Genomic DNA, 25,444 nt, shown 5'->3' on the forward strand with positions numbered 1-25,444 from the left:
AGGGCCTAACGCCGGCGCTCGCAACCGCCTTTGAACCAGCCCTTGATGGTGGCGGCCGGAATGGTCTTGCCGACGTAGCGATCGAAATTCTTGTCGAGGCTGCAAGCCTTGCCATTGCAGTTGTAGATGAGCTGGATTTCGAGCGCCTGGCTGCGGCAGTCGTACTTGATGCCGGTATGGCGCAACAGGTTGGCATTGAAATCGGCAAAGCGGAACCAGGAGAAGACCACGCCGGCCTCGCTGCTGCTGCGACGATCGACGTCATAGCTCACGCCCTTCTCGGCAAACATGTTCTGCCAGTCGTGCTCGAAGTGGCGGCCGGCCGCGATGGCTGCGAGGGTGGTGGCGCGGCAGTCAGGTTTAGCGGCAGGCTGGGCGCAGACTTCCAGTTCGGCCGCCACCTGCGCAATCGCAGCAAGGCGCTCGAGATCCAGCGCGCGCTCCGGTTCGGGGCCGCCGGGGCGCACGGCGAAACTGTCGCTGGCGGCACGCGCCTGCTGCATCAGCTTGTTCACGCTCTCCTGATCCAGCTTGATCGTGGGCACGAAATAGAGGCGCCCCTCCGCCTGCAGATCCTCGCGGAAAAGGCCTTCCCAGTAATCGCCATTGACCCAGGTGTAACGCCCCTTGCCATGCTTGCGCCCCTGCTGCCACTGGCCGACATACTGGTCGCCACTGGGCCAGGTATAGCGGCCCTCGCCCTGCGCGAGCCCTTTGTCGAACTGGCCTTCGTAGCGGTCACCCGTCGCCGCAAAGAGCTTGCTGCCCTGGCCTTGCGGCAAGCCCTGGCGGACATCCCCGCTGTAGCGGTCGCCATTGGCGAACAGCAGCACGCCGCGCCCTTCGGGTTGATCGTTGGCCCAATCCCCCTCGTAGGATTGGCCATTGGTCCACTGCATGCGGCCGCCGCCCTGGCGTAGGCCTGCCACACAGGCGCCCTCGTAACGATCTCCGTTGGCATACACGATGCGGGCCTTGCCGGTAGCCTGATCGTCTTGCCACTCACCATCGTAAGACTGACCGTTGGCCCAGTCGAAGCGCCCCTGGCCATGGCGTTTGCCGGCGCGCATCTGGCCGCTGTAGCGATTGCCGTTATCCCATTTGATCGTCAGCTCACCAGTGATCAGCTGGGTCTGCGGATCGATCACGAAGCGTCCGGTGAACAGCGCGTCACTCGCCCGCACGCTTTGCTCGGGCGGCAGCGGCACCGCGCCCTGAGCCGCACACAGGCCAGGCAGCACGAAGAGCAGCGTAAGGATCAGGCGGCGCACAGCCATGGGGGCATCCTGCAAAGGGAGAAGATGCCTTGACGATATGTGCTGGCCGCCCGCGCGGTCAAGCGAGATGCGCCGCTCAGGCCTGTGGCTCGAAACCGGCCTCGGTCAGGCGGCTGACGATGGCTTCGCGGGCCAGCGCGGTTTCCACCTTCACCTGCTTGGTCGCCACGTCGATTTCCACTTTGGCCGCCGCATCCAGTTCGCCAAGAATGCGGGTGATGGTTTTGGCACAGCCGCCGCAGCTAATGTCCGGAACGATGAATTCGTACATGGAGCAACTCCTGACTGGCAAAGCCGCCATCTTCATCCCTGCCCCGGGGGCAAGGTCAAGCCCGGCTCAATGCTCCTGCCGGGCTTCGGAAGGCAGCTCGCCGAAAAGCTGGCGGTAGTCCTTGGCGAACTGGCTCAGATGGGTAAAGCCCCAGGAATAGGCAACGGCGGAAATGGCACTGCGGTGATCCTGCTTGAGGGCGCGCCGCACCTCGTTGAGACGCAAGCTGCGGATGAAGCTCAGCGGCGACTGGCCGGTGACCTCTTCGACGCTGTTCTGCAAAGTGCGGCGGCTCACATGCAGGTCCCGGCACAGATCGGGAATCGACGGCGCTTCGCCCGGACTGGCCAGCACCTGACTACGAATGCGGCTGACGATCTGCTGGCGCGCAGAGACGCAACGCCGGGCGACCGGAGCCGAGGCCTTGCCTTGCTGCAGCACCTCCACCAGCACATCGAAGACCCGCGCCTGCAGAAGCGCCGGATCGTCGCCCGCCGCCTCAGCGTCCAGCAGGATGTTGCTCAGGGCCGCGCACAGGCGATGCTTGCGCGCCGGCACGAGGGAGATCACATCGCGCTGCTGGAGCACGCGATCGAGGTCGAGGCGGGCCGTTTCTTCGAGATGGCTCGCAAAGGCCGGGCGATCCACCACGATGCCGTATAGATCGAAGTCCGGCGCAGTCAGCAGATCGAACTCCACGCCGCCGTCGCGCACGCATACCGCGTCCGCCGCCAAGGGCTTGCTGCCCATCCACATCATGCCGTCTTCGGCGGCCGGGATGCCGAACCACACCGAGTCCTTCCAGGCTGCGCAACTCTGGCGCAACTGGCGATTGGCGCGCTCGACGAAGATCTGGCTCTTGGGCAGCCAGAGCTCCATCACCTCGCCCTCGAATGCGCCCGCCGAGAGCTGGTCGTAACGCTGATCCCATTGCGAAAGGTTGAGTGCATGCTCATCCGCATCACGCGCCCGGCTCACCCGGCGCAAGGCGCGCGGCGCCGAGTCTTCCCGGGCGTCGCCCCGGTCCCTCACAAACTGATCCATGAAAATCACACCCCGCCACCGCTAATACTTTAGCTCTAAGCAAGCGGCGTACCGGGCCTGATCATTGCATGACCTGTTGAGGTAAGCACACGGGCAGGCGGGATGCCGGCGGAAGCGCCGTCCTGCGCACCAAAGATACGCCCTCGTCTGGTGCAGAAAGGCTTCGGTACGGTGCCAACAAAGCTGTGCCAAATCCTGCTATCGACGTGCCAAAACTTGATACGCCTCCCGGCAGGCTTTGATTCACGATGCGCTCACCAAACCAACTCGACTGGAGTCAATCATGAGTGGATCAACGCAAGCGCCGCACGGGCTGGCGGCAAGCCTAGGCACCTGGCAACTGTGGGGCATCGCTGTCGGCCTGGTGATCTCGGGCGAATATTTCGGCTGGAGCTTCGGCTGGGCCTCGGCCGGCACGCTCGGCTTCCTGATCACCACCCTCGCCGTTGCGCTGATGTACGGCACCTTCATCTTCAGCTTCACCGAGCTGACCACCAGCATCCCGCATGCAGGCGGCCCTTTCGCCTACAGCTATCACGCCTTCGGCCCTACCGGCGGCTATCTCGCCGGCATGGCCACCCTGATTGAATTCGTGTTCGCCCCGCCGGCCATCGCGCTGGCCATCGGCGCTTACCTGAATGTGCAGTTCCCCGCGCTGGATCCGAAAATCGCGGCCGTCGGTGCCTATCTGGTCTTCATGAGCCTGAACATCGTGGGCGTGACCATCGCCGCCACTTTCGAGCTGTGCGTGACCCTGCTGGCAATCTTCGAACTGCTGGTATTCATGGGTGTGGTGGCGCCGGGCTTCTCCTTCGCCAACTTCACCAAGGGCGGCTGGGCCGGAGCCGATGAATTTTCGCTGGCCTCGATCGCCGGCATCTTCGCCGCCATCCCGTTTGCGATCTGGTTCTTCCTGGCGATTGAAGGCGTGGCCATGGCCGCCGAAGAAGTGCGCAACCCGAAACGCTCGATTCCGATTGCCTACACCGGCGGCATCATCACCCTGGTGGTGCTGGCGGTTGGCGTGATGGTGATGGCCGGCGGCGCAGGCGACTGGACCAAGCTTGCCAACATCAATGACCCGCTGCCGCAGGCCATGAAGATGATCGTCGGCGAATCCTCCGGCTGGCTGCATATGCTGGTGTGGCTGGGCCTGTTCGGGCTGGTCGCCTCCTTCCACGGCATCATCCTCGGCTATTCGCGCCAGATCTTTGCCCAGGCTCGCGCCGGCTACCTGCCGGGCTGGCTCGGCGCCGTGCATCCGAAGTTCAAGACGCCGCACCGCGCCATCATCGCTGGCGGCGTGATCGGCATCCTGGCGATCTTCAGCGACGAGCTACTGTCCTTCGGTGGCCAGACGCTCACCGCCAACATCGTGACCATGTCGGTCTTCGGTGCGCTGCTGATGTACATCCTGAGCATGGCTTCGCTGTTCAAGCTGCGTCGCAGCCAGCCGGACCTGCCGCGTTCCTACAAGGCGCCGTTCTTCCCGGTTTTCCCCGCCATCGCGCTGGGTGGCGCTGTGATCTGCCTGATCACCGTCACCTGGTTCAACCCGCTCCTGGCCGCCGTCTTCGCCGGCATCCTGGCGGTGGGCTACGGCTACTTCCGCGCCACCCACGCCCAGCGCGCGGCTGCGCCGATGGCCGCCCTGGCGGTCGAGACCGAGTAAGCGGGAGGCTGGAAAAATGTCGTATTCCGCCAGCGTGGGGGTGAGGCGTTATGTGTTCGCCGACCTCAAGACCCTGCTCGCCAAGGCCAGCCCGCTCCGCTCCGGCGATCTGCTCGCCGGGGTGGCGGCGGCCACCAGCGAGGAGCGCATGGCGGCCCGGATCGCGCTGGCGGACGTTCCGCTGGCGCGCTTCCTGGAAGAAATAATCATTCCTTATGAAGTGGACGAAGTGAGCCGCGTGATCCTGGACGATCACGATCCCGTGGCCTTCGCCCCGGTCGCCGGGCACAGTGTCGGCGAGTTCCGCGACTGGCTGCTATCAGACGCAGCAGGCAGTACGGAGCTCGCCGCGCTGGCCCCCGGTCTGACCCCGGAAATGGTGGCCGCCGTCAGCAAGCTGATGCGCAATCAGGATCTGATTCTGGTCGCAGCGAAATGCGAAGTCATCACCCGTTTCCGCAATACCTTGGGCCTGCGCGGCCGCCTCGCGGTGCGCCTGCAGCCCAACCACCCGACCGATGATGCCCGCGGCATTGCGGCCTCGATGCTCGATGGCCTGCTCTACGGTGCCGGCGATGCGGTGATCGGCATCAACCCGGCGAGCGACAGCCTGCCAGCCATCACCACCCTGCTGCACCTGATGGACAACTTCCGCGCGCAGTACGCGGTGCCCACCCAGAGCTGCGTGCTCACCCATGTTACCAACACCATCCGCGCCATCGAAAAAGGTGCGCCGGTGGATCTGGTCTTCCAGTCCATCGGCGGCACCGAGGCGGTCAATACCAGTTTTGGCGTCACCGCAGCGATCCTTGAAGAGTCGATGCACGCCGCACGCAGCCTCAATCGCGGCACGCTGGGCAACAACGTGATGTATTTCGAGACGGGTCAGGGCAGCGCGCTCTCGGCCAACGGCCATCACGGCGCCGACCAGCAGACCCTCGAAACCCGCGCCTATGGCCTCGCCCGGCGCTACCAGCCATTGCTGGTGAATACCGTGGTCGGCTTCATCGGCCCCGAGTACCTTTACGACGGCAAGCAGATCATCCGCGCTGGTCTCGAAGACCACTTCTGCGGCAAGTTGCTGGGCCTGCCAATGGGCTGCGACATCTGCTACACCAACCATGCCGAAGCCGATCAGGACGACATGGACACCCTGCTCACCCTGCTAGGGGTGGCCGGCATCAACTTCATCATCGGCGTGCCCGGCGCCGACGACATCATGCTCAACTACCAGAGCACCTCTTTCCACGATGCGCTCTACCTGCGCCGCGTGCTGAACCGCCGCCGCGCACCGGAATTCGAAGAATGGCTGGAGCGCATGGGGATCGCCGATTACCGCGGCGAACTCCTGCCACAAACCGAACAACAGCCGCTGCTCGCCATGGCCGGCAGCGCCTGGGGGCAGACATGAGCAAGCTGCCGATCACACCGGACCCGTGGACACGCCTGCGCAGCCTCACCCCGGCACGCCTGGCGCTCGGCCGCAGTGGCGTCAGCCTGCCCACCGCCGAAGTGCTGCGCTTCGGACTCGCCCATGCCCAGGCGCGCGATGCGGTACATGAAGCACTGGATGCCGAAGCCCTCGCACACAATCTGCAACTAGCCGGCTTCCAGAGCATTCAGGTCGCCAGCCAGGCCACGGACCGCGCCACCTACCTGCGCCGGCCGGACCTCGGGCGCCGCCTCGCACCAAGCAGCGCCCAGCTGCTGAAGCAGGCTGCTCCGGCCGCGCCCTTGCCACTGCTCATCGTGGTCGCCGATGGTCTCTCGTCCCTCGCCATCAGCCGCCACACCCTGCCCCTGCTGCAAGCCCTGCGGCCCTATTTCCCGACCCTGCGCGAAGCACCGGTGGTGATCGCCAGCCAAGCCCGTGTGGCGCTAGGCGACGAAGTCGGCCAGCTCCTCAACGCTGCGCTGGTCGCCGTGCTGATCGGCGAGCGCCCCGGCCTCTCCTCGCCGGACAGCCTCGGCATCTACCTCACCGGCGGGCCGCGTATCGGCCTCACCGATGCCTGGCGCAACTGCATTTCCAACGTCCGCCCGGAAGGCCTCGACTACGCCGAAGCGGCCCGCAAGCTGGCCTTCCTGATCGCGGGCGCACGCCAGCTGGGGCGCACGGGTGTCGACCTCAAGGACGACAGCGACACACCGGCGCTGGAATCCCGAACCCCTATGCCGGAGCTATCCGGCAGCGACTGAACCTCAGCTTTTCCCGCTTCCCGTTCCACCCCAACCATTGCCTGACAGGAGAGAACCATGCTCACCCTCGCACAACGCACTATCCCTGCCGCCCTCGCAGCCCTCGGCCTGGCCCTGGCGCTGCCCGCTCATGCCCAGGAAACCGCCGCACCGGCCGCCACTCCGGACTGGAGCTTTCCCAGCAGCCTGAGCCTGACCAGCGACTACATCTTCCGCGGCCAATCTCAGACCTGGGGCAAGCCCGCCCTGCAATACGGCATCGAGGCCGATCACAGCTCCGGCTTCTATGCCGGCTTCTTCGCCTCCAACGTGTCGGACCACTGGCTGCCGGGCGCTTCCGTTGAAACCGATCTGTTCACGGGCTACCGCAACACGATCGCCGACACCGTCGGCTATGACCTCGGCGTGATCTATTACGCCTACCCGGGCGGCAACTGGAAGAACTCCAGCTTCACCGGCTACAACGATCCGAACGAGCTCAACACTGCCGAAGCCTTCATTTCGCTGAGCTACAAGGGGCTCAGCTTCAAGACCGGCCGTGCCCTCACCGAATACTTCGGCTGGAGCACCAACAACTCGCCGGTCGGCGGAGGCTTTGCCGGCGACAGCACGGCCGGCGTTACCGGCAGCACGCGCGGCTCCTACTTCTACGAACTCAATGGCAGCTTCGACGTGGCCGAAGGCTGGAACCTCAACGGCCAGCTCGGCCGCCAGATCATCGCCAATGCCACAGGGTTGGACATCACCTATTACAAGCTCGGCGTTACCCATAGCTTCGTCGACGGCTGGTCCGCCAGCCTGGCCTACTACGGCTCCAGCGAACCGGATGCCTACAAAGGCTTCCTGAGTCTTGCCGACACCACCTCGGCCTCCAACATCGCCAAGGACAAGACGGTCGTCACCCTCAGCAAGGCTTTCTGAGTCACACCCGGGCTGCGGAGCCCCGTCCGGCACGGGTGGCTTCGCAGCTTCTCTTCCTCCCGCTTGACCCTGCCATGATGGGAAGCCCTAGAGTCAGTGTGTCCTGACCCGGAGCCCTGCCATGAGCGCGCCCCCCCCTATAGCCCCTCCGACACACTTCTCCTTCCCCATCGAGGGCATGACCTGCGCCGCCTGCTCCACGCGACTGGAGAAAATGCTGCGCGCCACACCCGGTGTGACTGAGGCGAGTGTGAATCTCGCCAGCGAGCGCGCCAGCGTGGTGGGAGAAGCCGACTTCGCGGCGCTGCTTGCCACCGTGCGCCGCGCCGGCTTCGAGGTGCCGCGCCGCACCCTGCAGCTCGACGTGGGTGGCATGAGCTGCGCCAGCTGCGTAGCGCGGGTCGAGAAAGCCCTGCTCAAACAGCCCGGCGTGGAAGTGGCCGAGGTGAGTCTGGCCACCGAATCCGCGCGCATCGAAACCCGCCTCGATGCCGATCCTGCCCCCCTGCTCGCAGCACTTGAAAAAGCGGGCTTCCCGAGCCGGCTGCATCAGGCCGCCGCTCCGGCCGCCGGCGCCTCCGCCGGCCAGCGCTGGCAACTGTTTTCGCTCGCTTGCAGCATCGCGCTGAGCCTGCCGCTGCTCGCGCCGATGCTCGTCGAACCCTTCGGCCAGCACTGGATGCTGCCTGGCTGGCTGCAGTGGGCGCTCGCCACGCCGGTGCAGTTCGTGTTCGGCGCGCGCTTCTACCGCGCGGGCTGGAAAGCGGCACGCGCCGGCAGCGGCAACATGGATCTGCTGGTCGCGCTGGGCACCAGCGCGGCCTATTTCCTCTCGCTGTGGCTGCTGTTCCAGGGCCATGGCGCGCATCTCTATTTCGAAGCCGCCGCCGTGGTGATCACTCTGGTACAACTGGGCAAGTGGCTGGAGGCTCGCGCCAAGCGCCAGACCACCGCCGCGATCCGTGCCCTGCAAGCCTTGCGGCCGGAAACTGCACGTATTCGCAGCTCCGATAGCGAGCAGGAGATCCCGCTTGGCCAGCTGCGCGTGAATGACATCGTGATCGTGCGCCCCGGCGAGCGTATTCCGGCCGATGGCGTGCTGATCGAGGGCGAATCGCAGGTCGATGAGTCGCTGATCACCGGCGAGAGCCTGCCGGTAGTGCGTACGCCGGGCGCGGTGCTGATCGGCGGCAGCGTGAATGGCGAAGGCCTCATCGCGCTGCGCACCACGGCGGTCGGCGCGCAGACGGCACTGGCCCGCATCATCGAACTGGTCGAAAACGCCCAAGCCAAGAAAGCGCCGATCCAGCATCTGGTCGACCAGGTCGCAGCAGTGTTCGTGCCGGTGGTGCTGGTGATTGCGCTCGTAACCCTGCTCGGCTGGGGGCTAGCCGCCGGCGACTGGCAGCAGGCCATCCTCAACGCGGTGGCGGTGCTGGTGATCGCCTGCCCCTGCGCGCTGGGGCTCGCCACGCCCACCGCGATCATGGCCGGCACCGGGGCGGCTGCGAAGCTGGGCATCCTGATCCGCGACGCCGAAGCGCTAGAGATCGCCCATCGCGTGCAGGTGGTGGCCTTCGACAAGACCGGCACCCTGACCCTCGGCAAGCCAAGCTTGATGGCTTTCGAAAGTAGCCCGGATGCAGCGCAGCGGAATCCGGGAGCCCCCCTTGCGCCACAATCCCCGGATTCCGGCCTGCAGCCTCCATCCGGGCTACAGATTGCCGCCGCCCTGCAAGCCGGCAGCGAGCACCCACTGGCGCAAGCCGTCATCACAGCCGCGCAAGGCCTTGATGTGCCGACGGCAACCGGCGTGAAGGCCGAGGCCGGGCGCGGCATTCGCGCCACGATCGCAGGGCGCGAATACGCGTTGGGCAGCCTGCGCTGGCTAAATGAGCTGGGCTTCGATGCCGCCGCACTCGCGGCCGAGGCCGCACCGCATCAGGCGCAAGGCCGCACCGTGTCCTGGCTGATCGATCTGAGCAGCAAACAACGCCTCGCCCTGCTCGCCTTCGGCGACAGCCCGCGCCCCGAAGCGCAGGAGGCCATCGCCGAACTCAAAGCGGCCGGCATCCGCCCGGTGCTGCTGACCGGCGACCATGCCGTGAGCGCCGCGGTCATCGCCGCACAGCTCGGTATCGAGGATGTGCACGCCGAGGTACTGCCGGCGGACAAGGCCCGCATCGTCGCCGAACTGCGCGAGAAATTCGGCACGACGGCCATGGTCGGCGACGGCATCAACGACGCCCCCGCGCTGGCCGCCGCCGACGTGGGCATCGCCCTGGGCAGCGGCACCGATGTGGCCATGGCTGCGGCCGGCATCACCCTGATGCATGCGGACCCGCGCCGGGTCGCCGACGCCCTGGCCATCTCGCGCCGCACCTCGGCGAAGATCCGCCAGAACCTGTTCTGGGCCTTCATCTACAACCTGATCGGCATTCCGCTGGCCGCGGCCGGCCTGCTCAACCCGGTGATCGCCGGCGCAGCGATGGCATTTTCCAGCGTCAGCGTGGTCAGCAACGCCTTACTGCTGGCGCGCCGGCCACTGCGACACTGACGGGCAAGGCGCCCCCACCCATCGGGCAGGCCACGGTGCAGCAACCGCTTCGGGGCACTAATGCTCAGGAGAGGCCTTTGCCTCGAAGGAGCGCCGCATGCAAGAAGATGCCCAGATCCACAGCCCGTCCCTGCGCCAGCGCATGGCCAATCTGCCGATTGCCGCCAAGCTGAGCCTGCTCACTCTGGCCCTGCTCACCGCCGTTTTCAGTGTGGCCGGGCTGTATCTGGCGCGCTCGCTGTCCACCCAGCTCGAAGCCAACGCCACCAGCGCGCTGCAAACGGCCAACCAGCGCATCGTGGACATGATCGAGGTCTATGCCGCCAATCTGGAGCAATCCGCCGCCATGCTCGGCAGCGAATTCGTCTCGCGCCTGCAGGCGGGCGTGCCCGAAACCACCCGCAACAAGGACATCGCCGCCAGCGAGGCGAAAGCCACGCCTCTGATCGACAGCTTCAGCACCGCTTCCGGCGCGGTCGCCACCCTCTTCGTGAAGGACGGCGAGGATTTCACCCGCCTCGCCACCTCGGTCAAGGATGCCGCCGGCAAGCGCGCCGTCGGCACCCGACTCGACCACACCCACCCAGCCTATGCCCCGGCACTCGCCGGGCAGGCCTACACCGGCCGCGCCAAGCTCTTCGGCCGCGACTACATCACGCGCTACATCCCGCTGCTCGAAAATGGCCGGGTGATCGGCATCGGCTTCATAGGCATCGACTTCACCGAGGGCCTCGTCACCCTGAAGCAGAAGGTGCGCGCCATCGCCGTGGGAGACAGCGGCCATGTGCTGATCTTTGAGCGCAGCGGTGTGGACGCCGGCAAGGCCGTGGTGCATCCGGAAGCCGAAGGCCAGAACCTGCTCGGCGACAGCCATCCCTGGCTACGCACGATGATCGAAGGGAAAAACGGCGCCCTGCACTTCAGCTCAGCCAAAGACAGCAAGGCCGGCACCGAACAGCTCGGAGTATTCAACAGCTTCGAGCACTGGAACTGGCTGATCGTTTCCACCGGCCCGCTCGATGAATTCACCCGCTTCGCGCGCGGCATCCTGCGCGACCTGCTGATCGCCGCCGTGATCATGGCCATCCTGATCGCCAGCGGCATCATGCTCTGTGGCCGGCGCTGGATCAGCCGGCCGCTGGCCGGCGCCGTCGGCCTCTTCGAGCAGATCGCCGAAGGCGATCTGGGCACCCGCATCGAAGTGCACAATCGCGACGAGGTGGGTCAGTTGCTGGCCGCCATGCAGGGCATGACCCGGCAGCTCGCCCGCGTGATCGAGGAGGTCCGCGCGAATTCGGAGAGCCTGGGGGGGGCCGCCAGCCAGATCACCGGCACCTCGCAGTCGCTGGCCCAGTCATCCAGCGAGCAGGCCGCCAGCGTGGAGCAGACCTCCGCCGCCATGGAGCAGATGAGCAGCTCGGTCACCCGCAACGCGGATAACGCCCATAGCACCGATGAAGTCGCGCTCAAGGCCGCAGGTGAAGCGAATGAAGGTGGCGCGGCCGTCAGCCAGACCGTGCAGGCCATGCAACAGATCGCCCAGCGCATCGGCATCATCGACGACATCGCCTACCAGACGAACCTGCTCGCTTTGAACGCGGCCATCGAAGCGGCCCGCGCAGGCGAAGCCGGGCGCGGCTTCGCCGTGGTAGCCGCCGAAGTGCGCAAACTCGCCGAGCGCAGCCAGGTCGCCGCACAGGAGATCGGCAGTCTCGCCAGCAGCAGCGTGCATGTGGCTGAAAACGCCGGCAAGCTGCTGCAGCAGATCGTGCCGGCAATCCAGCAGACCGCCGAACTGGTACAGGCCATCGCCAGCGCCTCGAATGAGCAGTCCGACGGCGTCACCCAGATCAACGCCACACTGAGCCAGCTCGCCCAGCTCACCCAGCAGAATGCGGCCTCGGCCGAAGAGCTCGCCGCCACCGCCGAAGAGATGAACAGCCAGGCCGGCCAGTTGCAGACGCTGATGGCCTTTTTCAAGCTCGGCACAGCGTCAGCCCCGCGCGCGGGCGGCAGCGCGCCACGCGCATCCGGGGCGACACCTCGCCCCCGCGCCGGCTTCAATTCGGACTCAGGAGAATATGTACGTTTCTGAAAGAAGCCCGGCGTAAACTGGCGCTTTGCCTCGCCAGGAATTCTCATGCCCGCCAGCATCGAACACGCCGACGCGCTTGAAGCCGGCTTTGTGGACATCGGCGCTGCCGCAGCCGCCAGCGGCGTCTCGATCAAGATGGTGCGCCACTACGAAAGCCTCGGCCTGCTGGGCGCGGTGCCACGCACCGCCGCCAATTACCGCATCTACGGCGCCAACCACATCCACACCCTGCGTTTCATCGCCCGTAGCCGCAAGCTCGGCTTCTCGATGGAAGAAATCCGCGAGCTGCTCACCCTGTGGCAGGATCGCCAGCGCTCCAGCGCGGCCGTCAAAGCTATCGCCACCCGCCATATCACCGATCTGCAGACCCGCATCGCCGAATTACAAGGCATGGTCGCCACCCTCAGCCAGCTCAACCACTGCTGCGCGGGTGACGCCCGCCCGGACTGCCCGATCCTGGCTGATCTGGCCGGCCACAGCGACATGATCGAAGGCGGCGCAAGGCCCGGCCAATCCCGCTAGAATTCGCCGACGATTTTGGAGGCATGCTCGTGTACGGTCTGATCCTCACGGTTTTCTTCGGCGTAATGGCGTTCTTCCTGTACCGGGCCTGGCGGGTCTGGCAACAGCGTTTCGGCCAGCGCGACAACGATTTCGATGCCTACCAGCTTCAGCAACTGGTCAAGGAAGCCGAAGCAGGCAACCCGTTGCCGGCTCACGAAACCTTTGAAATCAAACCCCTGCCCGTCACGCCAGCCGCCGCCGTGGTGGACACCACACCGCGTACGCGCCGCCCCCTACTTGATGGCCCGGCCCAGGACGCATTCCTTCTGCTGCACGCCGACGTCGCCGCCGGCTTCCCGCTGCTGACCAGCGTCGATATTGCTACCCTGCTGGACGCCCACGGCACACCGCCGCCACGCGTCAGCGCGGACTTCGTGATCTGCAAGAAGGACTTCAGCCCCGCCGTGGTGATCTTCATCGAACGCAGCCCGGGAGATCCGATGATCGAGCGCGCCCAGACCCTCTTGCGCAGCCATCGCCTGCGCGTGCTGCGGTGGCCGGCCTCCGCTCTGCCTTCACGCGAGGAAATGCGGCGCCAGGTATTCAAGCCACGCACAGCAGCTTGAGGGCAGCGGCACAGCCATGCCGCTCAAACGATACATTCTGCAGGCGCGGTCCAAGGCCGCTTCAACGAAAGCCGTCCAGAGCCGGAATCAGAAAGAAAGCGTAGCGAGCAGGCAGAGGTCTAAACAAGGCGCGTAAAACTACGTGCGCCAGTGTTTCGAGATCGGCCCACGCGCCTGCTTGATTCAGATGCCAGCACCCAGATCAAAGGTCTGGGAACTGACCATCTGTTCGCCCTGGAACACACGCAGGTTGCGCGGGCGCAGCCAGACGGTTTCGCCGGCGGCCAGCGCGAGCTGGTTATGACGCTCGCGAGTCAGCTCGACCTCGAAGATCTCACCCTGGTGTTCGACTTCCACCCGTACCAGCGGGCCGATGGCCTGCACATGCAGCACGCCGGCTGACAAGGCGCCGGCGGAGGACTCGCGCTGGATCTCGATGTCATGCGGGCGTACAAAGGCCAGCGCGTCATCCTTGGCGACATGCGCAGCCCGATCCACCTCGGCCCACTGCCCGTGCACACGGCTGTGGAACACATTCACGTTGCCGAGGAAGCGATACACGAAAGGCGTGGCCGGCGCCGAGTACACCTCGTCCGGCGTGCCCAGCTGCTCGATGTGGCCCTTGTTCATCACCACCACGCGGTCGGCCACTTCCAGCGCCTCTTCCTGATCGTGGGTCACGAATACCGATGCGATATGCATTTCGTCGTGAAGGTGGCGCAGCCAGCGGCGCAATTCTTTTCTCACCTGGGTATCCAGCGCGCCAAAAGGCTCGTCCAACAGCAGCACCTTGGGCTCCACCGCCAGGGCACGGGCGAGCGCAATGCGCTGGCGTTGCCCACCCGAGAGCTGCGAGGGGTAGCGCTCGGCCAGCCAGTCCAGCTGCACCAGCTTCAGAAGTTTCATCACGCGCTCGCGGATCTCGCCTTCCGAGGGGCGTTCGGCGCGCGGCTTCACGCGCAGGCCGAAGGCCACGTTCTCGAACACGCTCATGTGGCGGAACAGCGCGTAGTGCTGGAACACGAAGCCGACCTGGCGCTCGCGGGTATGCACGTGGGTGGCTTCCTCGCCGTGAAACAGCACCGAACCGGCGTCGGCCGACTCCATGCCGGCGATGATCCGCAGGAGCGTGGTCTTGCCGCAGCCGGAAGGACCAAGGAGCGCGACCAGTTCGCCGGTCGGGATCTCCAGCGAGATGTTGTCCAGCGCCACGAAATTGCCGAAACGCTTGCTGATGTTTTTGACTTCGATGCTCATGACTCAAATCCTTGTGCAGATCAACGGGCCTCAAACCCGTCGTTCAATTCGTTGCTGTGGTTTTCTCCGGCGGCAGCACGGCATTGAGCATGTCCGTCTCCTTCTGCATCCGCCATTCCACAAAGGTCTTCGCCACCAGCGTGACCAGCGCCAGCAGCGCCAGCACCGAGGCCGCGGCAAACGCGCCAACCGAGTTGTATTCGTTGTAGAGAATTTCCACATGCAGCGGCAGGGTGTTGGTCTCGCCGCGGATGTGGCCGCTGACCACACTCACCGCACCGAACTCGCCCATCGCCCGAGCATTGGACAGGATCACGCCGTAGAGCAGGCCCCACTTGATGTTCGGCAGGCTCACCCGCCAGAACATCTGCCAGCCCGAAGCGCCCAGCGATACGGCTGCCTCCTCCTCGTCCTTGCCTTGCGACTGCATCAGCGGAATCAGCTCGCGCGCGATGTAGGGCACGGTAATGAACATGGTGGCGATGATCATGCCGGGCAAGGCGAAGATGATCTTGATGTCATGCGCCGCAAGCCACGGCCCGAACCAGCCCTGGCGTCCGAAAATCAGGATGAAGAGGAGGCCTGCGACCACCGGGCTGACCGCGAAAGGCAGGTCCAGCAGGGTCGTCAGCAGGCTCTTGCCACTGAATTCAAACTTGGCCACCGCCCAGGCAGTGGCCACGCCGAACAGGATGTTGAGCGGCAGCACGGCCAGTGCCACAAACACCGTCAGCCAGATGGCGGCCAGAGTCTCTGGTTCGGCCAGCGCCTGCCAGTAAGGGCCAAAGCCCTGGCGGAAAGCCTCGGCGAACACCGACAGCAGCGGCAGGCCCAGGAAGAAGAACAGAAAAGCAAAGGCCAGAGCCATCAGCGTCCAGCGCACGCCGCGCGACTCGGTATTCACGGTGCGAATCTGATTCATGCCTGTGCTCCTTCATCCACATGGCGGCCCGTGTGGCGATTGGCAGTCCACCACTGCAGCAGATTGATCGACAAGAGCAGCACGAAGGAGATCACCAGCATCACCACCGCCAGCACCGTGGCGCCCGGCAGGTCGTATTGCTCCAGCTTGGAGATGATCAGCAGCGGCGTGATCTCAGACACCATCGGCATATTCCCGGCAATGAAGATCACCGAACCATACTCACCGACCGCGCGTGAGAAGGACAGCGTGAAACCCGTCAGCAATGCCGGGAACAAGGCCGGGAACAGCACCCGGTGGAAAGTCTGCCAGCGCGAGGCGCCGAGGCTGGCGGCCGCCTCTTCCACTTCCGGCTCGATATCTTCGATCACCGGCTGCACCGTGCGCACCACGAAGGGAATGCCGATGAAGATCAACGCCACCACAATGCCGGCCGGCGTGAAGGCCACCTTGAAGCCGAGCCAGCCTTCGAGAATTTGACCAACCCAGCCGGTATTGGCATACAGCGTGGTCAGGGTGATGCCGGCCACCGCGGTCGGCAAGGCGAAGGGCAAATCCACGAAGGCATCCACCAGCTTCTTGCCGAAGAATTCGTAGCGCACCAGCACCCAGGCCACGATCAGGCCGAATACCCCATTCACACAAGCGGCGATGAAGGCGGTGCCGAAAGTCACGCGATAGGCCGCCAGTGCCCGCTCAGCCGTGGCGATCTGCCAGAACTGAGCCCACGAGAGCTCGGCACTGCGGGCCACCAGTCCGGCCAGCGGGATCAGCACCAGCAGCGAGAGATAGACCAGCGAATAGCCGAGCGAGAGGCCAAAGCCGGGCAGCACGTGATGTTTTTTGCTTGTCATGATGAAAACGGGCCGGCATGGCCGGCCCGTCCTTGTTCGAGAAGGCTTGAGAACTGTAGCAAAGCGAAGTGTAACGCCACGCTTCTGGCCAGGCGCTCCACCACGGGCAGCACCTCAGTACGACCAGAATCGTTTGCTTGCTGTTCTCTTATTTTGCCTGATAGACCTGATCGAAACTGCCACCGTCCTTGAAGTGGGCGGTGAAAGCCTTGTCCCAGCTACCGAAGATTTCTTCCACGGTGAAGGTCTTGATCGGCGGGAACTGCGCAGCGTACTTCTTGAGCACTTCGGCATCGCGCGGACGCAAATAGTTCTGCGCAGCGTTTTCCTGGCCGTCCTTGCTCCACAGGAATTCCAGGTAAGCCTGGGCCTGCTTGCGGGTGCCACGCTTGTCGACAACTTTATCGACGACAGCAACCGGGAATTCGGTCAACAGAGACTGGCTCGGATAGACCACATCAAAGTTGCCACGGCCAAACTCACGCGCGATCAGCTCGGCTTCGCTCTCGAAGGTGATCAGCACATCACCTTGCCCGCGCTGAATGAAGTTGGTGGTGGCGTCGCGCCCGCCGGGCGCAAAGGCCGGCGCATTCTTGAGCAGGCTGCCCACGAAGGCCGCTGCCGTCTTCTCATTACCGCCGGGCTGACGCAGCGCCCAGCCCCAGGCAGCGAGGTAGGTATTGCGACCGTTACCGGTGTTCTTAGGGTGCGGGATGGTGATCGTCACGCCGGGCTTGGTCAGATCACTCCAGTCCTTGAAGCCCTTGGGATTGCCCTTGCGCACGATGAACACCATGGTAGAGGTATAGGGCGAAGCGTTGTTGGGCAGCTTCTTGTTCCAGTCAGCGGCCAGCAAGCCCTTCTCGGCCAGGAAACTGACGTCGGTCGGCTGGTTCATGCTCACCACATCGGCCTCGAGGCCGTCCGCCACCGCGCGCACCTGCTTGGAAGAGCCACCGTGGGACTGCTTCACGATCAGCTCTTCGCCTGTCTTGGCCTTGTAGGCCGCGATGAAGCGCGGGTTGTAGTCCTTGAACACATCACGCGCAACGTCGTAGGACACGTTGAGGATGTCTTTCTGCTGGGCCTGGGCGCCCGCAACGAAGCCCAGCAGGGCCAGCGCAGCAACGGCGGATTTGAGGATCTGGTGCATGTTCTTTCTCCGTAGGGGGCAGGATGCTGCAAGTATGCCGCACCCCTTTATCCACTTCTAAAACAAAAATAGATTCACAAAGAACTATTGAGAATAACGATCTGCCGCACGTCTGCTAGCCCCCAGCACGAGGGCCGCTTCCGTCCCGCCATTCGCTATGCTTGAAAAAACGGGCGACTGCCGCGCAAGCAAGCCCCGACATCTCTCGTCAGCCAGAAAGAAAATCATGCAATCCTCCCCCCTGCTCCGCCTCAGCCTGATCACAAGCTTCGCCGCTCTTGCGCTCAGTGCCTGCGGTGGCGGTAACGACCTTGCAGACACCTGGGCCGATATCACCAAGAGCGTCAAGCTCGATAGCTACTCCGACTCCTGCGATGGCGAGAACTGGAAAACGGTGTCGCGCACCAGCGGCAACCAGACCATCCTGATGACGATCACGGTCAACACCACCGGTGACGTCGAACCGCTCAAACCCGAATGGGGCATCGGTGACGGTCACTCGATCGGCAGCGGCCTGGTCTCAGCGACCAGCAGCACCGACGGCACCGGCCGCAAATTCACTCAGACTCTCGTCATCAACAGCACTGGCGACATTTCCTACCGCTTCAAGATCCGCGACAAGAACGACGATCTGCGTTACGAGACTACCTGCAAGGTGCACGTCAACTGAGCGGCAAAGGCTCAGCGGCCGTCGAGCGCCGCACCCATCACGCGGCGATAGAACTCATGGAAGTGCTGCATGCCATCTTCCATCGGTGACTGATAGGGGCCTACCTCGCTGCGCCCTTCGCGCAGCAGGGCGCGGCGGCCGCGATCCATGCGCTCGCCGATCTCGTCATCCTCGATCGCCGTCTCCATGTAGGCAGCACGCTCCGCTTCGATCAGCTCCGGCTCGAAAGCCGCGATCTCTTCCGGGTAGTAGAACTCGACCACGTTGAGGGTCTTGTCCACCGCCAGCGGCTGAAGGTGACTCACCACCAGCACGTGCGGATACCACTCGACCATGATGTTGGGGAAGTAGGTTAGCCAGATCGCGCCGTGCTTGGGCAACTCGCCGCCATTGGCGGCCAGGACCGCCTTCTGCCAGCGCGCATAGGCCGGGCTGCCGGATTTCTGTAGGGAAGTCACGCCTACCCGCTGCACCGAATACCAGTCGCCAAACTGCCAGGAAAGGTCGTCACAGGTCACGAAGTTGCCCAGACCCGGATGGAAAGGCGCAACGTGGTAATCCTCCAGATAGACCTCGATGAAGGTCTTCCAGTTGTAATTGCATTCGTGATGCTCGACATGGCCCAGCACATAGCCGGTGAAATCCAGCTCGGGCGCCAGCTGCATGCCGGCCAGATCAGCATTGGCCGAACGTGGCCCCTTGAACTGCAGGCCTTGCCAGGACTCCAGCTTCTGTCGGTCCAGGTTCAGGCAGGGATTCTGCGGAAAATGGGGCGCGCCGATCAGCTCGCCCTCCTTGGTATAAGTCCAGCGATGCACCGGACACACAACATTCCGTGCCTTGCCCCGCCCTTCCAGCATGATGGCCTGGCGATGGCGGCAGATGTTGGACATGTGATGCACCCCGTCCTCACCGCGCACCAGCATGCGACCGTGGTCCTGCCAGCCCAGCGTGTAGTAATCGGAGAGTTCCGGCACCATCAGCTCATGCCCCACGTAACCCGGCCCGGCATCGAAGAGCAGGCGCTTCTCCACTTCAAAAAGAGCCTGATCAAAGTAGGCTGAAACAGGCAGCTGCGAGACTGCCGGGGCCAGCTGGACGGGTGTTGCGTTAGAAGACATGGTGCGCTTGATCCTTTCAGCCCGGAAACCGGGAGCAATAAATTATAATCGCCGGTTTATCCCCGGGGCAGCCCGGCATGCACGCGTGAGCACAATGGCCCGAAAATCCGCAGAACAAGCCACCAGCTTCGAACAGGCACTGTCTGAGCTCGAAGGCATCGTTGCCGCCATGGAGCGCGACGACCTGCCCCTCGAAAACGCGCTCGCCAGCTATCAGCGTGGCGTAGAGCTCCTGCGTCACTGCCAAGGCACCCTGGCGGCGGCTGAACAGAAGATCCGGATTCTCGAGAACAACCAGCTGACCGACCTGCCTGGTGAGGAAAACCCATGAGCGCCCCAAAATTCACCGACTGGATGGCGCAGCAGCAGCAACGCGCCGAGCACGCCCTGGAAGCCGCCCTGCCCGCCGCTGGCATCGCGCCCGAGCGGCTGCACGAAGCCATGCGCTACACCACGCTCGGCGGTGGCAAACGCGTCCGTCCGCTGCTGGCTTTTGCAGCCGGCGAACTCTCCGGCGCCCCGGTGGCCAGTCTCAACGCCGTAGCCTGCGCGCTGGAATGCATTCACGTCTATTCGCTGGTGCACGACGACATGCCCTGCATGGACGACGACGCCCTGCGCCGTGGCAAGCCTACGGTGCATGTGCAATACGACGAAGCCACAGCCCTACTGGTTGGCGACGCCCTGCAGACCCAGGCCTTCGACATCCTCTCGGCGCCCGGCCTGTTTGCTGACCCGGCACGTCAGCTGCGTGCCCTCCATACCCTGTCGCGAGCTTCGGGCTCGCGCGGCATGGCCGGCGGCCAGGCCATCGATCTGGCCTCTGTCGGCAAGGAACTCACGCGCGCCGAGCTCGAAGTGATGCACCTGCACAAGACCGGCGCGCTGATCCGTGCCGCCGTGCTGCTGGGTGCGCTCGCCGGCGAAGTCAGCGACGAAGCCTTGCAGCATCTGGATCGCTACGCCAAGAGCATTGGCCTGCTGTTCCAGGTGGTCGACGACATCCTCGACGCCACCGCCGACACCGCCACCCTCGGCAAGACAGCTGGCAAAGACGCGGCTAATGACAAGCCAACCTATGTAAGCATCCTCGGCCTCGCCGAATCCCGCGCCCTTGCCGCTGAACTCACCGCCGAAGCCGAACAGGCCCTCGCCGGCTTTGGCAGCGAAGCCAGCCGCCTGCGTGAGCTTGCCCACTACATCACCAGCCGCCAGTTCTGAGCCCGGCACACCATAACAAGACAAGGCCACGCCCCCATGAACACCTATCCGCTGCTGGACAGCATCAATACCCCAGCCGAACTGCGTGCCCTGCCGCGCGAGCAACTGCCTAAACTGGCCGACGAGCTGCGTGCCTTCCTCGTCGAATCAGTCTCCCGTACCGGCGGCCACCTCTCGTCCAACCTCGGCACAGTGGAGCTAACCATCGCTCTGCACTATGTGTTCGATACCCCTGGCGACCGCATCGTGTGGGATGTCGGCCACCAGACTTACGCCCACAAGGTACTTACTGGGCGCCGTGAAGCCATGGCCAACCTGCGTCAGTACCAAGGCATTTCGGGCTTTCCGCGCCGCTGCGAGAGCAATTACGACACCTTCGGTACCGCCCACTCCTCCACTTCGATCTCGGCCGCGCTGGGCATGGCCGTGGCCGCCAAGCAAAAAGGCGAGCAGCGCCATGGCATCGCAGTGATCGGCGATGGTGCAATGAGCGCCGGCATGGCCTTCGAAGCGCTGAACAACGGCGGCGTGATGGACGCCAACCTGCTCGTTGTGCTCAACGACAACGAGATGTCCATCTCGCCCCCGGTCGGCGCGCTCACCAAGATCCTCGCCCGCCTGCTCTCCGGCCGCACCTACGCTGCCGCCCGCCGCGCCGGCGAAAAGGTGCTTGGCGCCTCGCTCACGCGCAAGGTGGAAGAGCACGTCAAAGGCTTCATCACGCCCAGCACCCTGTTCGAGGAGTTCGGCTTCAATTACCTGGGCCCGATCGACGGGCACGATCTCGACGCCCTGATTCCCACCCTGCAGAACATCCGCAACATGGAAGGCCCGCAATTCCTCCACGTCGTGACCCGCAAGGGCCAGGGCTACAAGCTGGCCGAGGCAGACCCCACGCTCTACCACGGCGTCGGCAAGTTCGATCAGGCCGCCGGCATCCAGAGCGGCAAGAGCGGTGGCAAGCTCACCTTCACCCAGGTCTTCTCGGACTGGCTGTGCGACATGGCCGCCCAGGACGAGCGCCTGATGGCGATCACCCCAGCCATGCGTGAAGGCTCGGGCCTTGTGCGCTTCGAGCAGGAATTCCCGCAGCGCTATTTCGACGTCGGCATCGCCGAGCAGCACGCTCTCACCTTCGCCGCCGGCCTCGCCTGCGAAGGCATGAAGCCGGTGGTGGCGATCTATTCCACTTTCCTGCAACGTGCCTACGACCAGCTGATCCACGACATCGCTCTGCAGAACCTGCCGGTGATGCTGGCCATCGATCGCGGCGGGCTGGTCGGCGCCGATGGCGCCACCCACCACGGCGCCTTCGATCTCTCCTATCTGCTGTGCGTGCCAAACATGGTGGTCATGACGCCCTCGGACGAAAACGAATGCCGCCAGATGCTCTATACCGCCTGGCAGCACGAAGGCCCGAGCGCCGTTCGCTACCCACGCGGCAGCGGTTGTGGCGCCGTGCCACAAACTGAAATGCAGGCCATTTCGCTCGGCAAGGGCGAAATCCGTCGCCAGGGACAGCGTGTGGCCCTGCTCGCCTTCGGCACCCTGCTGCACGATGCATTGCGCGTGGGCGAGGAGCTGGGCGCCACAGTGGTCAACATGCGTTTTGCCAAGCCGATCGACGCCGAGCTGGTCCGCGAACTCGCGGCCAGCCACGAACTGCTCGTCACCCTGGAAGAGAACGCCATCATCAGCGGCGCGGGCAGCGAAGTCGCCCGCGTGCTTGAAGAGGCCGCTCTCAGCACACCGGTCATGCGCCTGGGCCTGCCGGATCATTTCATCGACCACGGTGATCAGGGCCAGCTCCTGAACGAGATCGGCCTGGATCAGGCGGCCATCCTGCAGCGCATCCGGGCACGGCTCGGCTATGTCAGCCATAGTTGAGTTTTTCAGTCGGGATTCTTAGACTGCTTTCATGACACACCACAGTCTGGCCTCGACGCCAGACGCAGCCCCCAGCCCATGAGCACGCAACACGCCCCCATCCCTGACGTCCAGGGTTTCGAAGACCGCCGTCAGCTGGCCATCAACAAGGTCGGCATCAAGTCGATCCGCCACCCGGTGCGCGTGCTTGATCGTGCCTCCAGCGGCGTACAACACACCATCGCCAGCTTCAACATGTATGTCGGCCTGCCCCACAACTTCAAGGGCACCCACATGTCACGCTTCGTCGAGATCCTCAACACGCAGGAGCGGGAGATCTCGGTGGAGTCCTTCGAGCCGATGCTGCGCGAGATGGTCAAGCGTCTGGAAGCCGACACCGGCCTGATCGAAATGCGCTTTCCCTACTTCATCAACAAGAAGGCGCCGGTTTCCGGCGTGGAAAGCCTGATGGATTACGACGTCTGCTTCACCGGCGAGATTGACGCCACTGGCAACTACTCCCTGACCATGCAGGTCGTCGTGCCGGTCACCAGTCTGTGCCCCTGCTCGAAGAAAATCTCGGAGTACGGCGCGCACAACCAGCGCTCCCACGTCACCATCACCGCCCGCACCAACACCCCGGTATGGATCGAGGACCTGGTCGCGATCGCTGAAAGCGAAGGCTCCTGCGAACTCTACGGCCTGCTCAAACGACCAGACGAGAAATTCGTTACCGAGCGCGCCTACGACAACCCGAAGTTCGTCGAAGACCTGGTGCGTGATGTGGCCGGCCGCCTCAATGCTGATTCCCGCGTCGTGGCCTACATCGTTGAATCCGAAAACTTCGAATCGATCCACAACCACTCGGCCTACGCGCTGATCGAACGCGACAAGCGCCTGCAGCCGGCCTGAGTATCTCCGCCAGGCTCAGGCGGACGGCAACAGGCAGCGCAAACGCTCGTTGCCGGTCTCCTCGATCAACTGCGCTGCGCGCAGCGGATCGATTTCCACTAGGCGTCTGACCGCCTCACGAACAGCGGCCTCATTGCCGCAGCGCTGCTGACACAAGCCCATCAGGTAAAGCGGCAGCGGGCTCAGCGGCATCAGTTCGCGCACCCGCCGCAAGGGCGTGATGGCATAGGCGAATTCGCCCAGATCCATGTGCATGCGCGCCAGCGCATACCAGCCCCGCTCTTCATCCGGCTGCAGGCGTGCAGCCTGACGAAAGGCTTCGCCCGCATCATGCTTGCGCCCCAGATCATCCCGCACGCAGCCCAGTTCAAACCAGGCATCAACATCCTGTGGCGCCCATTGCACCAGTTGCTCCAGCGCCAGCGCTGCCTCGGCCCGCATCCCGCGCTGCACGGCCAAGGCTGCGTAATGCCGGGCACAGGAGACGCATTGATGCAGATTCAGCAGATGGTGAAAGATCGCCGCAGCGCGCGCATTCAGGCCCAGCAGCCTGAATAGCACCGCCTCCAGCCAAAGCGCAATGAAGCCACCTCTCATGTCCGCTCTCCCACCCAGACAAATCCACGCTTCAGCTTGGTTCAAAAGAAAAGCCCTCGCGAGGAGGGCTTTTCTTGAAGCGCAAACAATTGTGCCAGGCGGTGCTCAGTAGAGCCGGTTCAAACCGTTCAGGGCCGCCACCCGATAGGCTTCAGCCATGGTCGGGTAGTTGAAGGTGGTATTCACGAAATAGGTAATCTTGTTGTGCGGCGCCGGCTGCAGCATGATCGCCTGACCAATGTGGATGATCTCCGAGGCCTGCGCACCGAAACAATGGATGCCCAGCACCTCCAGCGTATCGCGGTGAAACAGGATCTTCAGCATGCCGGTGGTCTGGCCGGTGATCTGCGCGCGAGCCAGGCTCCTGAACAGGCTGTGGCCCACCTCATAGGGCACCTTGGCCTCTGTCAGCTCGCGCTCGGTGCGCCCCAGCGAGCTAATCTCCGGCAGGGTGTAGATGCCGGTCGGGATGTCACGTGCGAGTTCTGTGCCGGATGAACCATCCACCAGATGCGCCGCTGCGTGACGGCCCTGGTCATAGGCCGCTGAAGCCAGGCTCGGCCAGCCGATCACGTCGCCCACCGCGTAGATGTGCGGCACAGCCGTCTGGTAGTTCTCATTCACCGCGACCGCGCCACGCTTGTCCGGCACGATGCCCAGCGCCTCGAGGCCCATGTCATTGGTGTTGCCCTGGCGGCCGTTGGCCCACAGCAGGAAGTCGGTCTTGATGCGCTTGTTGGACTTGAGCTCCAGTACCACGCCGTCATCCTCGACCACCACGCGCTCGGCTTCCTCGTTGTGGCGCACCAGCACCCCCTGCTCGCGCAGGTGATAGGCCAGCGCGTCGACGATTTCATCGTCGAGGAAGGACAGCAAGCGATCCCGCGTGTTGATCAAGTTCACCTTGCAGCCGAGATTGCGGAAGATCGACGCGTATTCGCAGCCAATCACCCCAGCACCATAGATTGTGATCGATTCCGGCGTTTTGGTCAGGCGCAGGATGCTGTCGCTGTCGTGAATGCGCGGGTGGGTGAAATCGATGTCGGCCGGGTGGTAGGGGCGCGAACCGGTCGCCAGCAGGAACTGCTTGGCGCCATACACCTCGTGGCCGCCGTTGTTCAGCGCCACCTCGATGGTCTGTGCATCACGGAAACGGGCGCGGCCGTGAATCACCTGGACACCGTTGCGATCGTAGAAATTCTGCCGCATGCTGACCTGCTTGCGGATCACGCTCTCGGCCGTGCGCAGCAGGTCAGGGAAACTTACATTGAGATCAGTCGAGTCATGAAACTGCGGGCTGTCGCGCATTTCGCGCAGGCCCGAAATCACCTGCCGCAAGGCCTTGGACGGGATCGTGCCCCAGTGCGTACAGCCGCCCCCCACCTGGGTGTAGGCCTCGACCATGGCCACTTTTTTGCCAGCCTTGGCACACTTCATGGCGGCACCCTCACCGCCGGGGCCTGAACCGATCACGATCACGTCGTATTGCTGCATGTTTCTCTCCGGATATGCTGGGGCTGATTCTTGCTCTTATAGAAGACATTATCCAAGCTTTAGGCCTGCCGCGATAGGCGGAAAGCCCACCCCTGCCCAATTCCACCCGTCACGCACCCGTCTGCACCACGATGGATGCATCGAACCTCCGGGCAGATTGTTATACTCACGCCTTCGCGCGCGGAGCCCAGCGCCGTCCCCAAGAGCCCAA

At 64.1% G+C, this 25,444-nt stretch carries 23 protein-coding genes; 13 read left to right on the forward strand and 10 right to left on the reverse strand.

From position 1 onward, the window contains the following. Positions 1 to 5: 5 nt before the first annotated feature. The 3 genes from Q3Y64_RS06010 to Q3Y64_RS06020 all read right to left on the reverse strand — a co-directional run bounded on the left by Q3Y64_RS06010 (position 6) and on the right by Q3Y64_RS06020 (position 2,592). Positions 6 to 1,277 carry an MORN repeat-containing protein gene (locus Q3Y64_RS06010; protein ID WP_303560467.1) on the reverse strand — a complete coding sequence of 424 codons (1,272 nt, stop codon included), beginning with the start codon at positions 1,275 to 1,277 and terminating at the stop codon, positions 6 to 8. A gap of 76 nt (positions 1,278 to 1,353) precedes the next feature. Next, a complete protein-coding gene (locus tag Q3Y64_RS06015; protein WP_170020777.1) occupies positions 1,354 to 1,548 on the reverse strand; it encodes a heavy-metal-associated domain-containing protein in 195 nt (64 codons plus the stop codon). 66 nt (positions 1,549 to 1,614) lie between these two features. Then, positions 1,615 to 2,592 carry a helix-turn-helix domain-containing protein gene (locus Q3Y64_RS06020; RefSeq protein ID WP_303560469.1) on the reverse strand — a complete coding sequence of 326 codons (978 nt, stop codon included), beginning with the start codon at positions 2,590 to 2,592 and terminating at the stop codon, positions 1,615 to 1,617. 283 nt (positions 2,593 to 2,875) lie between these two features. On the opposite strand from Q3Y64_RS06020, the gene eat reads away from it, so the two are divergent. The 8 genes from eat to Q3Y64_RS06060 all read left to right on the forward strand — a co-directional run bounded on the left by eat (position 2,876) and on the right by Q3Y64_RS06060 (position 13,166). After that, positions 2,876 to 4,264 (forward strand): ethanolamine permease, encoded by a 1,389-nt coding sequence (gene eat / locus Q3Y64_RS06025; protein ID WP_303560470.1) that lies wholly within the window; start codon positions 2,876 to 2,878, stop codon positions 4,262 to 4,264. Positions 4,265 to 4,280: 16 nt separating this feature from the next. Further along, positions 4,281 to 5,675 carry an ethanolamine ammonia-lyase subunit EutB gene (locus Q3Y64_RS06030; protein WP_303560471.1) on the forward strand — a complete coding sequence of 465 codons (1,395 nt, stop codon included), beginning with the start codon at positions 4,281 to 4,283 and terminating at the stop codon, positions 5,673 to 5,675. Next, positions 5,672 to 6,463 (forward strand): ethanolamine ammonia-lyase subunit EutC, encoded by a 792-nt coding sequence (gene eutC, locus Q3Y64_RS06035; RefSeq protein WP_303560472.1) that lies wholly within the window; start codon positions 5,672 to 5,674, stop codon positions 6,461 to 6,463. The genes Q3Y64_RS06030 and eutC overlap by 4 nt, the downstream gene beginning before the upstream one ends. Before the next feature lie 57 nt (positions 6,464 to 6,520). Continuing rightward, entirely contained in the window at positions 6,521 to 7,384 is an 864-nt protein-coding gene (locus Q3Y64_RS06040) for a TorF family putative porin (protein WP_303560473.1), read from the forward strand. A 121-nt stretch (positions 7,385 to 7,505) separates the two neighbouring features. Next, entirely contained in the window at positions 7,506 to 9,941 is a 2,436-nt protein-coding gene (locus Q3Y64_RS06045) for a heavy metal translocating P-type ATPase (RefSeq protein ID WP_303560474.1), read from the forward strand. A 97-nt stretch (positions 9,942 to 10,038) separates the two neighbouring features. After that, the gene (locus Q3Y64_RS06050; RefSeq protein ID WP_303560475.1) at positions 10,039 to 12,036 is read left to right on the forward strand and encodes a methyl-accepting chemotaxis protein; all 1,998 of its coding nucleotides are present in this window, start codon (positions 10,039 to 10,041) and stop codon (positions 12,034 to 12,036) included. Between the two features lie 45 nt (positions 12,037 to 12,081). After that, positions 12,082 to 12,558: a Cu(I)-responsive transcriptional regulator gene (cueR, locus tag Q3Y64_RS06055; protein ID WP_101941365.1), complete on the forward strand. Its 477-nt coding sequence runs from the start codon at positions 12,082 to 12,084 to the stop codon at positions 12,556 to 12,558. Positions 12,559 to 12,581: 23 nt separating this feature from the next. Next, the gene (locus Q3Y64_RS06060) at positions 12,582 to 13,166 is read left to right on the forward strand and encodes a hypothetical protein (RefSeq protein ID WP_101941366.1); all 585 of its coding nucleotides are present in this window, start codon (positions 12,582 to 12,584) and stop codon (positions 13,164 to 13,166) included. A gap of 183 nt (positions 13,167 to 13,349) precedes the next feature. On the opposite strand, the gene Q3Y64_RS06065 is transcribed toward Q3Y64_RS06060, so the two are convergent. The 4 genes from Q3Y64_RS06065 to Q3Y64_RS06080 all read right to left on the reverse strand — a co-directional run bounded on the left by Q3Y64_RS06065 (position 13,350) and on the right by Q3Y64_RS06080 (position 17,352). Beyond that, on the reverse strand, positions 13,350 to 14,423 hold the full coding sequence (locus Q3Y64_RS06065; RefSeq protein ID WP_303560476.1) for a sulfate/molybdate ABC transporter ATP-binding protein: 1,074 nt from the start codon (positions 14,421 to 14,423) through the stop codon (positions 13,350 to 13,352). Positions 14,424 to 14,466: 43 nt separating this feature from the next. Further along, positions 14,467 to 15,345: a sulfate ABC transporter permease subunit CysW gene (gene cysW / locus Q3Y64_RS06070; RefSeq protein WP_303560477.1), complete on the reverse strand. Its 879-nt coding sequence runs from the start codon at positions 15,343 to 15,345 to the stop codon at positions 14,467 to 14,469. Further along, the gene (gene cysT / locus Q3Y64_RS06075) at positions 15,342 to 16,199 is read right to left on the reverse strand and encodes a sulfate ABC transporter permease subunit CysT (protein WP_303560478.1); all 858 of its coding nucleotides are present in this window, start codon (positions 16,197 to 16,199) and stop codon (positions 15,342 to 15,344) included. The genes cysW and cysT overlap by 4 nt, the downstream gene beginning before the upstream one ends. Positions 16,200 to 16,347: 148 nt before the next feature. Continuing rightward, the gene (locus Q3Y64_RS06080; protein WP_303560479.1) at positions 16,348 to 17,352 is read right to left on the reverse strand and encodes a sulfate ABC transporter substrate-binding protein; all 1,005 of its coding nucleotides are present in this window, start codon (positions 17,350 to 17,352) and stop codon (positions 16,348 to 16,350) included. Between the two features lie 226 nt (positions 17,353 to 17,578). On the opposite strand from Q3Y64_RS06080, the gene Q3Y64_RS06085 reads away from it, so the two are divergent. Next, positions 17,579 to 18,022 carry a hypothetical protein gene (locus Q3Y64_RS06085; RefSeq protein WP_303560480.1) on the forward strand — a complete coding sequence of 148 codons (444 nt, stop codon included), beginning with the start codon at positions 17,579 to 17,581 and terminating at the stop codon, positions 18,020 to 18,022. A gap of 11 nt (positions 18,023 to 18,033) precedes the next feature. Here the strand turns inward: Q3Y64_RS06085 and Q3Y64_RS06090 are convergent, their stop codons facing one another. Further along, positions 18,034 to 19,143, reverse strand: a complete 1,110-nt coding sequence (locus tag Q3Y64_RS06090) for an aromatic ring-hydroxylating dioxygenase subunit alpha (RefSeq protein ID WP_101941372.1) — start codon at positions 19,141 to 19,143, stop codon at positions 18,034 to 18,036. Between the two features lie 94 nt (positions 19,144 to 19,237). Between Q3Y64_RS06090 and Q3Y64_RS06095 the strand changes: the two genes are divergently transcribed. The 4 genes from Q3Y64_RS06095 (at position 19,238) to folE2 (ending at position 23,142) form a co-directional block, all read left to right on the forward strand. Next, the gene (locus tag Q3Y64_RS06095) at positions 19,238 to 19,474 is read left to right on the forward strand and encodes an exodeoxyribonuclease VII small subunit (RefSeq protein WP_303560481.1); all 237 of its coding nucleotides are present in this window, start codon (positions 19,238 to 19,240) and stop codon (positions 19,472 to 19,474) included. Next, positions 19,471 to 20,364: a polyprenyl synthetase family protein gene (locus tag Q3Y64_RS06100; RefSeq protein WP_303560482.1), complete on the forward strand. Its 894-nt coding sequence runs from the start codon at positions 19,471 to 19,473 to the stop codon at positions 20,362 to 20,364. The genes Q3Y64_RS06095 and Q3Y64_RS06100 overlap by 4 nt, the downstream gene beginning before the upstream one ends. A gap of 36 nt (positions 20,365 to 20,400) precedes the next feature. Further along, positions 20,401 to 22,251 carry a 1-deoxy-D-xylulose-5-phosphate synthase gene (gene dxs, locus Q3Y64_RS06105; protein ID WP_101941375.1) on the forward strand — a complete coding sequence of 617 codons (1,851 nt, stop codon included), beginning with the start codon at positions 20,401 to 20,403 and terminating at the stop codon, positions 22,249 to 22,251. Positions 22,252 to 22,329: 78 nt separating this feature from the next. Further along, positions 22,330 to 23,142, forward strand: coding sequence for a GTP cyclohydrolase FolE2 (gene folE2, locus Q3Y64_RS06110; RefSeq protein WP_101941376.1), 813 nt, complete (start codon positions 22,330 to 22,332; stop codon positions 23,140 to 23,142). A 15-nt stretch (positions 23,143 to 23,157) separates the two neighbouring features. On the opposite strand, the gene Q3Y64_RS06115 is transcribed toward folE2, so the two are convergent. Together Q3Y64_RS06115 and sthA are read right to left on the reverse strand one after the other, a co-directional pair. After that, a complete protein-coding gene (locus Q3Y64_RS06115; RefSeq protein WP_303560483.1) occupies positions 23,158 to 23,739 on the reverse strand; it encodes a hypothetical protein in 582 nt (193 codons plus the stop codon). A gap of 105 nt (positions 23,740 to 23,844) precedes the next feature. Beyond that, on the reverse strand, positions 23,845 to 25,233 hold the full coding sequence (sthA, locus tag Q3Y64_RS06120) for a Si-specific NAD(P)(+) transhydrogenase (protein WP_101941378.1): 1,389 nt from the start codon (positions 25,231 to 25,233) through the stop codon (positions 23,845 to 23,847). Positions 25,234 to 25,444: the final 211 nt, after the last annotated feature.

The organism is Uliginosibacterium sp. 31-12 (assembly GCF_030548425.1).
GTDB classification, from domain to species: domain Bacteria; phylum Pseudomonadota; class Gammaproteobacteria; order Burkholderiales; family Rhodocyclaceae; genus Uliginosibacterium; species Uliginosibacterium aquaticum.

Coding starts and splice junctions, on each gene's coding strand:
- Q3Y64_RS06060 (WP_101941366.1), top strand. CDS start 12,582: ATGCTCGTGTACGGTCTGATCCTCACGGTTTTCTTCGGCGTAATGGCG.
- eutC (WP_303560472.1), top strand. CDS start 5,672: ATGAGCAAGCTGCCGATCACACCGGACCCGTGGACACGCCTGCGCAGC.
- Q3Y64_RS06040 (WP_303560473.1), top strand. CDS start 6,521: ATGCTCACCCTCGCACAACGCACTATCCCTGCCGCCCTCGCAGCCCTC.
- Q3Y64_RS06080 (WP_303560479.1), bottom strand. CDS start 17,352: ATGCACCAGATCCTCAAATCCGCCGTTGCTGCGCTGGCCCTGCTGGGC.
- folE2 (WP_101941376.1), top strand. CDS start 22,330: ATGAGCACGCAACACGCCCCCATCCCTGACGTCCAGGGTTTCGAAGAC.
- Q3Y64_RS06100 (WP_303560482.1), top strand. CDS start 19,471: ATGAGCGCCCCAAAATTCACCGACTGGATGGCGCAGCAGCAGCAACGC.
- cueR (WP_101941365.1), top strand. CDS start 12,082: ATGCCCGCCAGCATCGAACACGCCGACGCGCTTGAAGCCGGCTTTGTG.
- Q3Y64_RS06045 (WP_303560474.1), top strand. CDS start 7,506: ATGAGCGCGCCCCCCCCTATAGCCCCTCCGACACACTTCTCCTTCCCC.
- Q3Y64_RS06030 (WP_303560471.1), top strand. CDS start 4,281: ATGTCGTATTCCGCCAGCGTGGGGGTGAGGCGTTATGTGTTCGCCGAC.
- cysT (WP_303560478.1), bottom strand. CDS start 16,199: ATGACAAGCAAAAAACATCACGTGCTGCCCGGCTTTGGCCTCTCGCTC.
- cysW (WP_303560477.1), bottom strand. CDS start 15,345: ATGAATCAGATTCGCACCGTGAATACCGAGTCGCGCGGCGTGCGCTGG.
- Q3Y64_RS06115 (WP_303560483.1), bottom strand. CDS start 23,739: ATGAGAGGTGGCTTCATTGCGCTTTGGCTGGAGGCGGTGCTATTCAGG.
- sthA (WP_101941378.1), bottom strand. CDS start 25,233: ATGCAGCAATACGACGTGATCGTGATCGGTTCAGGCCCCGGCGGTGAG.
- Q3Y64_RS06010 (WP_303560467.1), bottom strand. CDS start 1,277: ATGGCTGTGCGCCGCCTGATCCTTACGCTGCTCTTCGTGCTGCCTGGC.
- Q3Y64_RS06085 (WP_303560480.1), top strand. CDS start 17,579: ATGCAATCCTCCCCCCTGCTCCGCCTCAGCCTGATCACAAGCTTCGCC.
- dxs (WP_101941375.1), top strand. CDS start 20,401: ATGAACACCTATCCGCTGCTGGACAGCATCAATACCCCAGCCGAACTG.
- eat (WP_303560470.1), top strand. CDS start 2,876: ATGAGTGGATCAACGCAAGCGCCGCACGGGCTGGCGGCAAGCCTAGGC.
- Q3Y64_RS06090 (WP_101941372.1), bottom strand. CDS start 19,143: ATGTCTTCTAACGCAACACCCGTCCAGCTGGCCCCGGCAGTCTCGCAG.
- Q3Y64_RS06095 (WP_303560481.1), top strand. CDS start 19,238: ATGGCCCGAAAATCCGCAGAACAAGCCACCAGCTTCGAACAGGCACTG.
- Q3Y64_RS06015 (WP_170020777.1), bottom strand. CDS start 1,548: ATGTACGAATTCATCGTTCCGGACATTAGCTGCGGCGGCTGTGCCAAA.
- Q3Y64_RS06020 (WP_303560469.1), bottom strand. CDS start 2,592: ATGGATCAGTTTGTGAGGGACCGGGGCGACGCCCGGGAAGACTCGGCG.
- Q3Y64_RS06050 (WP_303560475.1), top strand. CDS start 10,039: ATGCAAGAAGATGCCCAGATCCACAGCCCGTCCCTGCGCCAGCGCATG.
- Q3Y64_RS06065 (WP_303560476.1), bottom strand. CDS start 14,423: ATGAGCATCGAAGTCAAAAACATCAGCAAGCGTTTCGGCAATTTCGTG.